Below are 12439 nucleotides of genomic sequence, written 5' to 3'. Positions count from 1 at the left end.
TATTAATTGGAACATTGGCGAGACACAGGCACTGTGTCTTTACCGTCAACGTTTATATCATATTTACAATCCCCTCCGACATCGGACAATTATCCCCTCAATGCCTGCAGCCTCGCTACATACTTCCCGATAACATCAAATTCAAGGTTTACAATTGTGCCAGGCTGTATGTTCTTAAAATTGGTATGCTCATAGGTGTACGGGATAATAGCCACGCTGAATTCATGTTCCTTCGAGTTGACTACCGTAAGGCTCACGCCATTTACCGTTATAGAGCCTTTTTCGATGGTGATATTGTTCTGGAGCTTATCATAGCCAAAGGTAAAATACCAGCTTCCGCCAACTTCCTCCACCGAGCTGCAGATGCCGGTCTGGTCCACGTGCCCTTGTACGATGTGCCCGTCCAGGCGGTCGCCCAGCTTCATGGCGCGCTCCAGGTTTACAATGCCGCCTTCATGCCACCCTTTAAGGTTGGTCTTGTCTAATGTTTCTTTAATTGCCGTAACCGTATAACTGTCGCCGTCGATGGATACTACTGTAAGGCATACGCCGTCATGGGCTACGCTTTGGTCTATTTTCAGTTCGTGTGTTATGTTCGAAGTGATTGTTATGTTATAATTGCTGTTATCGTGTACTATTTGCTTTATAGTACCCGCAGCTTCAATAATTCCTGTAAACATGCTGATTAATTTTACTAAATTTGTAACTCCAAAATTAAGCAATAATCAGCATCATGACAAAAAAGGCAGAAAATGTAATAGTGGGTATCTCTGTGGGCGACCTTAACGGTATCGGGAGCGAAGTGATCCTGAAAACTTTTGAGGATACCCGTATGCTGGAATTTTGCACGCCGGTGATCTTTGGCAATGTAAAAGCGCTGTCTTTTGTAAAAAAAACCATGGAGCTAAGCTGCAACCTGCACGGCATTGATAACTTAAGCCAGGTAGTGATAGGTAAGATCAATGTGCTGAACGTTTGGAAAGAAGGCTTCAATGTTGAGTTTGGCAAAGAAGATAAAATGGCCGGGGCGCTGGCGGTAAAGTCCTTTACTGAGGCAGTGGCGGCTTTAAAGGAAGGAACTATTGATGTATTGGTTACGGCGCCAATAAACAAGCACAACATACAGTCGGACGAATTTAAATTCCCGGGGCATACGGATTACCTGAACGAACAGTTGGAAGGCGATGCGCTTATGCTGATGGTGCAGGATAACCTGCGCGTAGGCCTGCTGACCGATCATATCCCGGTAAATGAAGTTTCCGCACATCTTACGGAGGCACTCATACGCAAAAAACTTACCACTATCAACAAAACGCTGAAGCAGGATTTTGGTATCGGCAAACCTAAGATCGCTGTGCTTGGGGTAAATCCGCACAGTGGCGATAATGGGGTTATCGGGAAAGAGGATGACGAAGTGGTGAAGCCCGCGCTCAAAAAGCTTTTTGAAGAAGGAGTATTGGTTTTCGGGCCATTTTCGGCAGACAGTTTTTTTGGCAGCGGCCAATATGAAAAATACGATGCCGTTATTGCGGCCTACCACGACCAGGGGCTCATACCGTTCAAAACGCTGTCTTTTGGCAATGGAGTGAACTACACGGCAGGCCTTGAGGCGGTACGCACCTCGCCTGATCATGGCACCGCCTATGAGATAGCCGGGAAGGGAGTTGCTGATTTTAACTCGTTTAAAGAAGCGGTTTACCTGGCGCTTGATGTTTACCAAAACAGGGGTGTTTATAAAGAACTTGTTAAAAACCCTTTGAAAATCAGGGAAAAACAAGAAGAAAAAAAATATGGATAACAGTTTTGGGTTTGCAATAATTTTCTATCTTTGCACGCTCGAAATATGTTGTAATGAATGAGTTGCGGCCTTTTTCGGTGAAAAAATTAAAAAAAACTGGCGAGATGAAAGCGAACAAAGATTTTTTAATCCCGTTCGTGGGGTTGAAGCAGGGGAAGCACCAGTTTGAGTTTGAAATTAATAAAACGTTCTTTGATGACTTTGGTTTTGACGAATATAACGACGTCAACATTAAAGTGAACTTAGTTTTGGAGAAGAAGAGCACCATGCTGGAGCTCAGCTTTAAGCATAAAGGTACAGTTAACGTACCCTGCGACCTGTCGAATGAGGATTTTGACCTGCCCGTAAAAGGCAAGCTGAATCTCATTGTGAAATTTGGGGACGAATACAACGACGACAACGATGAAATGCTTATTTTGCCGCATGGCGAATACCAGGTGAACGTGGCACAATACATTTATGAAATGATAGTGCTCTCGGTCCCTTCAAAACGGGTACATCCCGGAATTAAGGACGGTACTATAGATGCCGCGATATTAGACAAACTGAACGAGCTTGCTCCGAAAGAGAAAAAGAGTAAAAAAGAAGAAGAACAAAAAGAGAATACCGATCCCCGTTGGGACGAATTGAAAAAACTGTTAAACGGATAAAATAATATAGAAAATGGCACATCCTAAGAGAAAGACCTCGAAAACAAGAAGAGATAAAAGAAGGACACATTATAAAGCATCTGTTCCTCAAATTGCTACATGTCCTGTAACAGGCGAAGCGCATTTGTACCACAGGGCTTACTGGCATGAGGGCAAAATGTACTACAGGGGCCAGGTAGTTATAGACAAACAGGAAGCTGTTGCTTAATTATTTAAGATACATGGGTAAAACTCTCACGATGTGGGAGTTTTTTTGTTAAAGCCCATTTATTTTTAATTTAAGCTAACTTATTACAATTCAATATATATTTTTTTTGTAATTTCCACCACTTTTCAAATTCCTCACCTGAATTGAAAAATTTATCCTATGAGTAAAATAACAGCCGCCATTACAGCCGTAGGTGCTTATGTCCCGGATTTTGTGCTTTCCAACAAGTTGCTTGAAACGATGGTAGACACTAATGATGAATGGATTACTACACGCACCGGGATTAAAGAAAGGCGCATTCTGAAAGATAAAGATAAAGGGACATCCTTTTTAGCTATAAAAGCAGCCGAAGACCTGCTTAAAAAAAGCGGTACAAACCCGGAAGACATCGATATGGTGCTCCTGGCTACCACAACCCCTGATATGCCTGTTGCCGCAACTGCGGTATATGTTGCTACCCAGATAGGCGCGGTGAACGCATTTGCCTACGACCTTCAGGCAGCCTGCTCCAGCTTTCTTTACGGAATGAGCACGGCGGCAGCCTATATCCAGGCCGGGCGCTACAAGAAAATACTCCTGATAGGCGCTGATAAAATGTCATCCATCATAGATTATACCGACAGGGCTACCTGCATCATCTTTGGCGACGGTGCCGGCGCGGCATTGTTCGAGCCTAACGAAGAAGGGCTTGGCCTGCAGGATGAGATACTAAGGAGCGATGGCATTGGCCGCGAATACCTTAAGATCGATGCGGGCGGGTCGCTATTGCCGCCTTCACAGGAAACCATCGACAAAAAGCAGCACTATGTGTTCCAGGATGGAAAGACCGTATTTAAATATGCGGTTTCCAATATGGCCGATATCAGCGAAAGGATCATGCAGAAGAACAATCTTAGCAATGAGGATGTAGACTGGCTGATCTCGCACCAGGCGAACAAAAGAATTATTGATGCCACATCATCGCGCATGGGCCTTGACGAATCTAAAGTGCTTGTGAATATCGAGAAATACGGTAACACCACATCGGCAACGCTGCCTTTGCTGCTGAACGATTTTGAACACCTTTTCAAAAAAGGGGATAACCTTATATTTGCTTCTTTCGGGGGCGGGTTCACATGGGGATCTATCTACCTTAAATGGGCATACGACAAAAAATAAACAACCTAAACAAAATTCGGAAATTATGGATATTAGAGAAATTCAAAACCTGATCAAGTTTGTGGCAAAATCCGGTGCTACTGAAGTTAAGCTCGAGATGGATGATTTTAAGATCACCATTAAAACTACTGATGCCGCAGCTTCTGAAGCTACTGCTTACATACAGCACATACCGGTAGGCCAGCCGATGGCACAGGCACCACAGGCTCCGGCTGCACCAGCTGCCCCTGCCGCAACACAGGCACCGGCTGCCCCTGCTGCTGATGACAATTCGAAATATGTAACGATAAAATCGCCGATCATAGGAACGCTATACAGGAAGCCGGCACCGGATAAACCTGTTTTTGTAGAGGTGGGCAGTACGATATCTAAAGGAGATGTGGTTTGCGTTATCGAAGCTATGAAGCTGTTCAACGAGATCGAATCGGAAGTATCGGGCAAGATCGTTAAGGTTTTGGTAGATGACTCATCGCCGGTTGAATTCGACCAGCCATTATTCCTGGTTGATCCATCATAACTTATTTTAAATATTGAATTTTAAATGCTGAATATAAAGGCGTTTAAAAAAATTTAAAATTTACCATTCAAAATTTAAAATAGTAAAAAGATGTTTAAAAAAATACTTATTGCCAACAGGGGAGAGATTGCACTTCGTGTGATCAGGACCTGCAGGGAAATGGGGATAAAAACGGTAGCGGTATATTCTACTGCAGATGCCGAAAGCCTTCACGTAAAGTTTGCTGACGAAGCCGTATGCATCGGCCCGCCGCCAAGCAACCTTTCGTACCTGAAAATATCGAATATAATCGCTGCTGCGGAAATTACCAATGCAGACGCCATACACCCGGGCTACGGATTTCTTTCTGAGAACGCTAAGTTCTCCAAGATATGTTCTGAGCATGGAATCAAATTCATCGGTGCATCGCCGGACATGATCGACAAGATGGGCGACAAGGCTACTGCCAAAGCGACCATGAAGGCTGCAGGCGTACCTTGCGTGCCGGGCTCTGACGGGCTTCTTGACTCGTATGAGCATGCCGAAAAGCTTGCGAAAGAGTTTGGCTACCCTGTAATGCTTAAGGCTACTGCCGGTGGTGGTGGTAAAGGTATGCGCGCCGTGTGGAAGCAGGAAGACCTGCTGAAAGCATGGGAAAGCGCCAAGCAGGAAGCCGCGGCTTCTTTTGGTAACGACGGTATGTACATGGAAAAGCTGATCGAAGAGCCACGCCACATCGAGATACAGGTGGTGGGCGACTCTTTCGGGAAAGCATGCCACCTTTCTGAAAGGGACTGCTCTGTACAGCGCCGCCACCAGAAACTTACGGAAGAGACCCCTTCGCCATTTATGACCGATGAGCTTCGTGAAAAAATGGGAGCTGCTGCTGTAAAAGCTGCTGAGTACATCAAATACGAAGGCGCCGGTACCGTAGAATTCCTTGTAGACAAGCACAGGAATTTCTATTTCATGGAAATGAACACCCGTATCCAGGTAGAGCACCCTATTACTGAGCAGGTAATTGACTACGACCTGATACGCGAACAGATACTGGTAGCCGCCGGAGTGCCTATCTCGGGCAAGAACTACCTGCCGCAGCTACATTCTATAGAGTGCCGTATCAATGCGGAAGACCCTTATAACGACTTCAGGCCGTCGCCGGGCAAGATCACTACCCTGCACATGCCGGGAGGCCATGGCGTAAGGCTGGATACCCACGTATATTCAGGCTATACCATCCCGCCAAACTACGACTCCATGATTGCGAAGCTGATCACTACGGCACAGACAAGGCAGGAAGCTATCAACAAAATGAAGCGTGCACTGGATGAATTTGTGATTGAAGGCATCAAGACAACGATACCATTCCACCGACAGCTGATGGATGAGCCGGATTATGTAGCCGGTAACTACACCACTAAATTTATGGAAACCTTTCATATGAAAGACCCACAATAAAAAGGATCCCGCTTCGGCGGGATTTTTTATTCAGGAACTTTTATATATAAGCCTTTTACATTTTTGGCCTTATAGATAGAAGGCATCTCACCATCTTTTTTGACATCCCATCTTTTTTCAGTCTTTCCCGACTCATCGATTATCATATAGCCACTTGTTTCGCCGCGAAATTTTCTTTCGTTAAGGATAAACAGATATTTAGTACCTATTGTAATTTTACTGAATGATGCATCTACCTCCAAAGTGTCATTGGTACTTACAATAAGGCCTGTGTTTCTTTCGTTCTTAATTAAGAATATTGGTTCCGCTTCAGTTTCATAAATTTTAATGACAGTGTACAGATCCCGTATTTCCCCACTTCGGGAAAAATTGATCAAAGCGAAAATTAGCAGGGAGCAAAAAAATTTCATAGTACTGATCCGTTTAGGTAAATGTAGCAATTTGAAATATGCCTTCAGATTTTTTATGTCCATATTCTTATTTTTTATCTATCTTGCGGTCAAACAATCATTAATCGATAAACAAATAATTATGATCAAAAGAATGAATTCGGCCATGAAAGTAGTTGCAGCCTTTATGATGGTTGTATTTTTTACAACCGCTGTTACAGCACAGGAAAAAGAGAAAGCTACCGAAGGCGCAAAGGTCGTTACCACGCAAATGAAGGCGCAGCTCGCGCTTAATGACAGCCAGTACACCAAGGTGATGGATGTGAACAAAACATTCCTGCAAAAGGCCGCGGAAGCCGAAAAAGGAACAACCAACCCTACCGAGAAAGCTAAAAAAATAAAAGCAGTTACTGACGAAAGGGATACCAAGCTAAAATCGGTGCTTACCGAAACCCAGTACAAAACGTACACGGCCAATAAAGCAAACTACGGTAAGAAATTCAGGGAATATTACCAGTAAAGAAAAAGAAAACCAACCAAACTAAGCATGAATAAATTTATTAAAGCAATTGCGGCCACAGCCCTGCTTTCGGCTGCCGCATGTTCGGATGTGCCGATGGCGATAAAAGCATCGGATATCTGCAACAAAGAAAATAAGGATGTCCTGGTAACAACAGAAGGCGTTATACAGCTGCCGGACAGTTTTTATACCACAGGGGGTTCTATAACCATGGCGTTCGAGGCCCCGGCCGGAAAGTACAGGATACCTGCGCTGCATATTTATACAGCTAATAAAAGCGGTGAAAAAAAGAATATGATGGAGCCGCTTAACGAAGGGTTTACCGAAGCCGATGTAAAAATCTATGATGATAAAGGCGGCATGATAAAGCTGGGTGACAAGATACGGGTAACCGGTGAAGTATGGGGCGGCAGCAAGGAGTGGTGTGAGATCAGCGTTGAAAAGATCGAGAAAATAAACTGACATCACCATAAGGAGATGCAGGGTATTTTTGTCCCGATAATGTTATATTTATATCCCGCTAAGGCGGGCTTTTTTATGTGTAGCTATAACCAATCCATTTGTATGAATAAGCTTTTTATAATTGTCCTTGCGTTTGCCTGTGTGTCCTGCCGCAACAACCATCCGGAAACTGCTAAAGTTCCCGCTAACCCTGCGGCCGACTCGCTTACCGGTAAGCTGCACACATTATCCGCACAGGGATATTTTGCAGGTTTTTCGGTGGCTGTGGTAAATAAGGACAGCGTGCTTTATGAAAACGGCGTTGGCACCTCCAACCTTAGTTCCGGGGAAAAATATACTGCCCAAACCACCCAGCCGGTCGCTTCAGTTTCAAAAACACTGATAGGCTTAGCGCTGCTCAAGGCACAGGAGATGGGAAAACTAAAGCTATCCGACCCAATCAACAAGTACCTGCCGTTTAAAGTGCGCCCTGCTTTATTTCCGGATAAAGAGATCACAATACAGCAGCTGGCCACGCATACTTCGTCCATCCACGACAATTACCAGTATATGGACAGGTCGTATATACTTGATGATGCTTCAGGTGTTGCTCCCACAGGGTATCTCCAAAAGTTCAACCCGCCTTCTGCCGGTATTGGTATGGAAGAATTCCTGCGTGGATTATTTTCAGAGGATGGCAAATACTATGCAGAAGACAACTTTACGGGGATGATGCCGGGACAATATTATGAATACAGCAACCTTGGCGCTGCAATAGCAGCTTTAGTTGTAGAAAAAGCCACAGGGATGCCTTATGATGCGTTTGTCGCAAAACACATCCTGGATCCGTTAGGAATGAAAGACTCCGGGTTCTATGGCCGGGGGAAAGAATTCAGTAACAGGTCGTACCTTTATACGGGCAAAAAAGAGCCGCTGCCGTTTTATAATTGCATCACGTATCCTGATGGCGGCCTGGTGACTTCTGCCGCAGATATGGCCAAATACCTTCAGGAGCTAATTAGGGGCTATCAGGGCAGAGGAAAGCTTCTTAATAAGGAAAGCTACAAACAATATTATACAACCTATCTTGGCCCAAGAAACTTCCTGGATGGACAGGAAACCCAAAACCCATTTAGCGACGAATACAATTCCGGCCTGTTTATCGGCTTTAGCCCTAAAGGCTATATAGGCCATACCGGCGGCGATCCGGGCGTATCATCCCTGATGTTCTTTGACCCTGAAACCGGTACCGGGCGTTTTCTTATGGTTAATACCGATATTGACGATAAGCAGGGCAATGATGCTTTTTATGGGATATGGGATGCGCTGGAGCTAATGGTCAAAACCAGCAAATAAAATCTGGCCTATTATATTGGCATGGTTTTTATATCTTTATAATCCATTAACCTTTTAAATATCAGAAAATGAAAAAACTAATGCATGGAGCAGGCCTTATCGTGGCGTTGTTCTTATTTACCGTTTCAATGTCAGCCCAGGACCGTAAAGCTGAAGGGCGCAAAGCCGAGGGCCGTAATCCGGAGGCCATGGCCAAACTCCTTACAGACAATATGAAAAATAAGCTTTCCCTTAACGATGAGCAATATAAAAAAGCATATGATGCGAACCTTGAATTTCTTAATGGCGCAAAAGAACTAAAAACTTCTGAAGGGCATACTGTTGAGAAAGGCAAGGGGCTAAAAGAGCTTGATTCAGCCAGGGATGAAAAAATGAAAGCTATTTTGACGGATGAACAGTTTGGGCAATTTCTTGTAATGAAAAAAGAGAACCGGGAAAAAATGAGGGAACGCAGGAAGCCAAGAGAATAAAAAAAGAGAATCCCGATAGTGTTAAGCTATCGGGATCCTTTTTTTATAATACCTGGATTATTTTATATCCATTTTTTTAGCAAGGTCTTTCGGTATGCCGCCTTTGTTCAGGAGGATAGCCGTAGTTTTATACTTCACAAAGTTTTTGCTCATATAAAGGTAGCCTTTGTAATCGTTGGTCGCACCCCATGAGTTCTTAACGATGTAGTATTCTTTGCCGTTCTGGTCTTTGCTAAGGCCTACAATGTGCATACCGTGGTCGTCGGTAGTCTGGTAGTTGTCAAAAGCTTTCTGGCGCATATCTTCAGTGATCTCCATCTCAGCCTGAGGGCCTTTAAAGATACTCTCTTTCTCTTCTGCGGTCATGTCGGCAAAATTCTTTGAAGGGATGTAAGCCACGCCGTTTTTCCAGCTAAAGCCTTTTTCGCTTACATCGCCTGCCCAACCTACAGTGTAGCCATTTTTAAGCGCGTTGTCGATTATAGCAGTAAGGTCGTCCATCTTTACATTATATACCATATCAAGCGACCAGTTGTCCGGCACCATAAGCACAAATTTCGAATAATATGGGTGCTCTTTGAATGAAGACAGCTCCACATAATCATCAGGGTTGATGCCTACCACTTCTTTGGCAAAAGTCTGTGGCGTATATTTTTTTCCTTTGTAGTCAAAGCTCTGCGGCACATCGCCAAGGTAAGAGTCAAGTACTGCGGTATAGGCTTTTATCCAGTTAGGGGAAAGTTCGCCGTTAGGGTTCTTTACAGCAGCTTCCAGCACGCCCTGTGCCATTGTTTGCATCTCTTCGAACTTGTTTACGGTAGTGCCGTAATTAAGCCCGGTGTAAACATTTTGCGGCAGCGCGCCATATTTGCGGTACATGTTGATAACATCGTGCAGTGCACCACCGTCGCCAAGGGTAATGGCGCCGTGCATCCTTACATAGTTCTTGCCTTTTTCAACATAGGCGTTGCGTGCTGTGTACACCTGCGAAATCTCTACAGGCTGCTTGCCCATACGGATCATTTCCGACTCCAGGAATGAGTTGGCCGAGTAGCTCCAGCAGGTTCCCGATGATCCCTGGTTTTTTACCGGGGTGTTCTCAATATTTATCACGTCGGTGAATTGGAAAGAATCTTTACTGTTGGCGCTTTGGTTGTTTTTAAGTGAGTTTACGAGGTAATCCTGAGCAAAGCCCACCTGCATTCCCGCTACAAGCAGCGATGCTGCCAGGAACGGTTTTACTGAAAAATTATACATAGTCTATTGTTTAGTTTAGTTACAATCAAGGACGCTAAAATACAGAAAATTTACAAATTCTTAACTTTTAGCTTTATTTCTACAATGTTTCCTTCAGCCATTTGAAAAATTCACCTTGCCATACCAATGCATTCTGCGGCTTTAACACCCAGTGGTTCTCATCCGGGAAATACACAAAACGGCTCTTGATGCCCCTTAACTGTGCCGCCTGGAACGCCTCCTGTCCCTGCCCGATAGGCACACGGTAGTCGGTGCCTCCCTGGTAGATCAGGATCGGTGTATCCCATTTGGCAACGTTATCGATTGGGTTGAATTTTGAATAGGTCTTTTGGGCTGCAGCATTGTTCTTGTCCCAGTACGGTCCGCCGCTGTCCCAGTTCGTGAAGAAAACTTCTTCGGTAGTGCCATACATGCTCTGCAGGTTGAACACACCGTCGTGGGCAATAAAGGTCTTAAAGCGCTTGTTGTGTATCCCCGCAAGGTAAAACACCGAATACCCACCGTAGCTCGCGCCCACAGCCCCAAGGCGTGCTTTGTCTACATATGGCTCTTTGGCAACATCATCTATAGCAGAAAGGTAATCATCCATTACCTGGCCGCCCCAGTCCTTGCTGATGGCCTCGTTCCACTCCACGCCATGCCCCGGCATACCGCGGCGGTTAGGGGCCACCACAATGTAGCCCTGTGCCGCCATTACCTGGAAGTTCCAGCGGTAGGAATAAAACTGCGTCAAAGCCGATTGCGGCCCGCCCTGGCAGTACAGCAGGGTAGGGTATTTCTTTTTCGCGTCAAAATCAGGAGGCAAAATTACCCACACCAGCATCTTTTTGCCATCGGTAGTGGTAACATATCTTTTCTCGGTTTTGCTTAGTTTGATGCCAGCATAAAATGCATCATTCACTTTGCTAAGCTGCGTCCACGTTTTCTTTTTCAGGTCGTAGCTAAAGATTTCAGTGGCATGGTTCATATCGGCCCTTTCAAGGATTACCTTATCAGCTGCAAAGTCCACAATGCTATTTACATCAAAATATCCATCAGTAAGTTGCTTTACGGTAATGGCGATCTTCGTGAGCCCCGGGAAGTTTACTTCGAAAAGCTGTTTAGTACCGTCAACAGCTGCAACAAAATATACTTTCTTACCGTCAGGGCTCCAGGTAAAGTTGTCCACTGTACCATCCCATCCCGCAGTAAGGTTGATATCATTACCTTTAAACCGGACAATGATATCATTCTTATCCGCCTCATAACCATCGCGCTTCATCTGTAGCCATGTCAGGTCGCCCTGAGGGGAGTAGGCAGGATTGGTATCATATCCCGGATTGTTTGGCGTAAGGTTTTTGGTCTGCTTGGTAGCAAGGTCATATTGGTAGAGGTCGGTATTGGTGCTGATTGCGTATTCCGTCCCGGCTTTCTTTTTGGAAACATAAATGATGCTTTTCCCGTCGGGCGACCAGCAATAATCTTCCTCCCCGCCAAAAGGCTTTTGTGGCGAATCATACGGCTCATTGGACATGATGTCGATAAATCCGTCTTTCTTATCCACAGGTGCATAGCCCACGTGGTTGTGCGTACCGTCGTTCCAGGTATCCCAATGGCGGTAATCAAGGCCATCGTATACCTGCGCGGTCGATTTATCCAGTTCCGGGTAGTGGTCTTTGCCCAGCACTTTTTCCACTTTAATTTCTTTGTGCGAAAGCAGCCATTTGCCATCGGGAGAAACGTACTTGTCTTTCAGCAGTGCTTTGTAATCTTTTGTTTCAACGGGTGTCCCGCCGCCCACAGGGATGGTATAGAATTTTGAATCCGATTTGTTTTCCGCCACATTAGGGATCGAAACTTTATAAACAATGCTTTTCCCGTCTTTGGTAATGCCCAGTGTGCTCACCCTGCCCACTTTCCAAAGGAGTTCGGGCGTCATGTGCTGTTGTGCCGAAGCCGATAATCCCATGATGCTTAAGGTTAATAGAAGAATTTTTTTCATAATATCATTTGGTTATAAAAACTTTACCAAAAATAAAACTATTGGACGGTATTTGGCGCGTTGTGTTACAGATTTAATATAAAAAAGGGCTTGCATACTTCGTAAATTTAATAATGCGATTATTGTTGAATGATTAGCACATAAGAGTAAGCACGTCTCGCTCCCCTCTCCTTGGGAGAGGGGGCCGAGGGAGAGGACTTTTTTCATGAGCAAAAAGCTTGGGCATTTCCAGTAGTGGCAATTCCTGCTATCCGCTC

14 protein-coding genes are annotated in these 12439 nt (G+C 44.8%); 10 read left to right on the top strand and 4 right to left on the bottom strand.

The annotated features are described in order from the left end of the window. Window positions 1–89: 89 nt before the first annotated feature. The gene (locus HYN59_RS03415) at window positions 90–680 is read right to left on the bottom strand and encodes a riboflavin synthase (protein WP_108776927.1); all 591 of its coding nucleotides are present in this window, start codon (window positions 678–680) and stop codon (window positions 90–92) included. 53 nt (window positions 681–733) lie between these two features. Here HYN59_RS03415 and pdxA point away from each other — a divergent pair, with 53 nt between their 5' ends. From pdxA to accC, 6 genes are all read left to right on the top strand, one after another. Then, window positions 734–1798 (top strand): 4-hydroxythreonine-4-phosphate dehydrogenase PdxA, encoded by a 1065-nt coding sequence (gene pdxA, locus HYN59_RS03410; protein WP_108776926.1) that lies wholly within the window; start codon window positions 734–736, stop codon window positions 1796–1798. Between the two features lie 104 nt (window positions 1799–1902). Further along, complete coding sequence (locus HYN59_RS03405; RefSeq protein WP_108779629.1) at window positions 1903–2448, top strand: YceD family protein; 546 nt, start codon at window positions 1903–1905, stop codon at window positions 2446–2448. A gap of 13 nt (window positions 2449–2461) precedes the next feature. Further along, window positions 2462–2656, top strand: a complete 195-nt coding sequence (gene rpmF, locus HYN59_RS03400; protein ID WP_082482157.1) for a 50S ribosomal protein L32 — start codon at window positions 2462–2464, stop codon at window positions 2654–2656. 159 nt (window positions 2657–2815) lie between these two features. Then, window positions 2816–3814, top strand: a complete 999-nt coding sequence (locus HYN59_RS03395; RefSeq protein ID WP_108776925.1) for a beta-ketoacyl-ACP synthase III — start codon at window positions 2816–2818, stop codon at window positions 3812–3814. A 25-nt stretch (window positions 3815–3839) separates the two neighbouring features. Beyond that, entirely contained in the window at window positions 3840–4331 is a 492-nt protein-coding gene (gene accB / locus HYN59_RS03390; RefSeq protein ID WP_108776924.1) for an acetyl-CoA carboxylase biotin carboxyl carrier protein, read from the top strand. A gap of 90 nt (window positions 4332–4421) precedes the next feature. Beyond that, the gene (gene accC, locus HYN59_RS03385) at window positions 4422–5768 is read left to right on the top strand and encodes an acetyl-CoA carboxylase biotin carboxylase subunit (protein WP_108776923.1); all 1347 of its coding nucleotides are present in this window, start codon (window positions 4422–4424) and stop codon (window positions 5766–5768) included. A gap of 26 nt (window positions 5769–5794) precedes the next feature. On the opposite strand, the gene HYN59_RS03380 is transcribed toward accC, so the two are convergent. Next, window positions 5795–6241: a hypothetical protein gene (locus HYN59_RS03380; protein WP_146185850.1), complete on the bottom strand. Its 447-nt coding sequence runs from the start codon at window positions 6239–6241 to the stop codon at window positions 5795–5797. A gap of 58 nt (window positions 6242–6299) precedes the next feature. On the opposite strand from HYN59_RS03380, the gene HYN59_RS03375 reads away from it, so the two are divergent. From HYN59_RS03375 to HYN59_RS03360, 4 genes are all read left to right on the top strand, one after another. Further along, window positions 6300–6677, top strand: a complete 378-nt coding sequence (locus tag HYN59_RS03375) for a hypothetical protein (protein WP_146185849.1) — start codon at window positions 6300–6302, stop codon at window positions 6675–6677. Between the two features lie 27 nt (window positions 6678–6704). Then, entirely contained in the window at window positions 6705–7139 is a 435-nt protein-coding gene (locus tag HYN59_RS03370; RefSeq protein ID WP_108776920.1) for a hypothetical protein, read from the top strand. 102 nt (window positions 7140–7241) lie between these two features. Beyond that, window positions 7242–8474, top strand: coding sequence for a serine hydrolase domain-containing protein (locus HYN59_RS03365; RefSeq protein ID WP_181369500.1), 1233 nt, complete (start codon window positions 7242–7244; stop codon window positions 8472–8474). A gap of 68 nt (window positions 8475–8542) precedes the next feature. Beyond that, window positions 8543–8944: a hypothetical protein gene (locus HYN59_RS03360; RefSeq protein WP_108776918.1), complete on the top strand. Its 402-nt coding sequence runs from the start codon at window positions 8543–8545 to the stop codon at window positions 8942–8944. A gap of 57 nt (window positions 8945–9001) precedes the next feature. Here the strand turns inward: HYN59_RS03360 and HYN59_RS03355 are convergent, their stop codons facing one another. Then, entirely contained in the window at window positions 9002–10201 is a 1200-nt protein-coding gene (locus HYN59_RS03355; protein WP_108776917.1) for a C1 family peptidase, read from the bottom strand. A 79-nt stretch (window positions 10202–10280) separates the two neighbouring features. After that, entirely contained in the window at window positions 10281–12182 is a 1902-nt protein-coding gene (locus HYN59_RS03350) for a S9 family peptidase (RefSeq protein WP_108776916.1), read from the bottom strand. Window positions 12183–12439 lie beyond the last annotated feature (257 nt).

The sequence above is a fragment of the Flavobacterium album genome, from assembly GCF_003096035.1.
Classification (GTDB): domain Bacteria; phylum Bacteroidota; class Bacteroidia; order Flavobacteriales; family Flavobacteriaceae; genus Flavobacterium; species Flavobacterium album.
Note: the sequence above shows the minus strand (reverse complement) of the source record. Positions and strands in the feature narration are given on the sequence as shown.

What these genes read in the sequence shown, in the direction of transcription:
- HYN59_RS03350 (WP_108776916.1), bottom strand. Translation starts at nt 12,182, where the DNA reads ATGAAAAAAATTCTTCTATTAACCTTAAGCATCATGGGATTATCGGCT.
- rpmF (WP_082482157.1), top strand. Translation starts at nt 2,462, where the DNA reads ATGGCACATCCTAAGAGAAAGACCTCGAAAACAAGAAGAGATAAAAGA.
- HYN59_RS03375 (WP_146185849.1), top strand. Translation starts at nt 6,300, where the DNA reads ATGATCAAAAGAATGAATTCGGCCATGAAAGTAGTTGCAGCCTTTATG.
- HYN59_RS03405 (WP_108779629.1), top strand. Translation starts at nt 1,903, where the DNA reads ATGAAAGCGAACAAAGATTTTTTAATCCCGTTCGTGGGGTTGAAGCAG.
- pdxA (WP_108776926.1), top strand. Translation starts at nt 734, where the DNA reads ATGACAAAAAAGGCAGAAAATGTAATAGTGGGTATCTCTGTGGGCGAC.
- HYN59_RS03365 (WP_181369500.1), top strand. Translation starts at nt 7,242, where the DNA reads ATGAATAAGCTTTTTATAATTGTCCTTGCGTTTGCCTGTGTGTCCTGC.
- HYN59_RS03380 (WP_146185850.1), bottom strand. Translation starts at nt 6,241, where the DNA reads ATGGACATAAAAAATCTGAAGGCATATTTCAAATTGCTACATTTACCT.
- HYN59_RS03370 (WP_108776920.1), top strand. Translation starts at nt 6,705, where the DNA reads ATGAATAAATTTATTAAAGCAATTGCGGCCACAGCCCTGCTTTCGGCT.
- HYN59_RS03355 (WP_108776917.1), bottom strand. Translation starts at nt 10,201, where the DNA reads ATGTATAATTTTTCAGTAAAACCGTTCCTGGCAGCATCGCTGCTTGTA.
- accB (WP_108776924.1), top strand. Translation starts at nt 3,840, where the DNA reads ATGGATATTAGAGAAATTCAAAACCTGATCAAGTTTGTGGCAAAATCC.
- HYN59_RS03415 (WP_108776927.1), bottom strand. Translation starts at nt 680, where the DNA reads ATGTTTACAGGAATTATTGAAGCTGCGGGTACTATAAAGCAAATAGTA.
- HYN59_RS03395 (WP_108776925.1), top strand. Translation starts at nt 2,816, where the DNA reads ATGAGTAAAATAACAGCCGCCATTACAGCCGTAGGTGCTTATGTCCCG.
- HYN59_RS03360 (WP_108776918.1), top strand. Translation starts at nt 8,543, where the DNA reads ATGAAAAAACTAATGCATGGAGCAGGCCTTATCGTGGCGTTGTTCTTA.
- accC (WP_108776923.1), top strand. Translation starts at nt 4,422, where the DNA reads ATGTTTAAAAAAATACTTATTGCCAACAGGGGAGAGATTGCACTTCGT.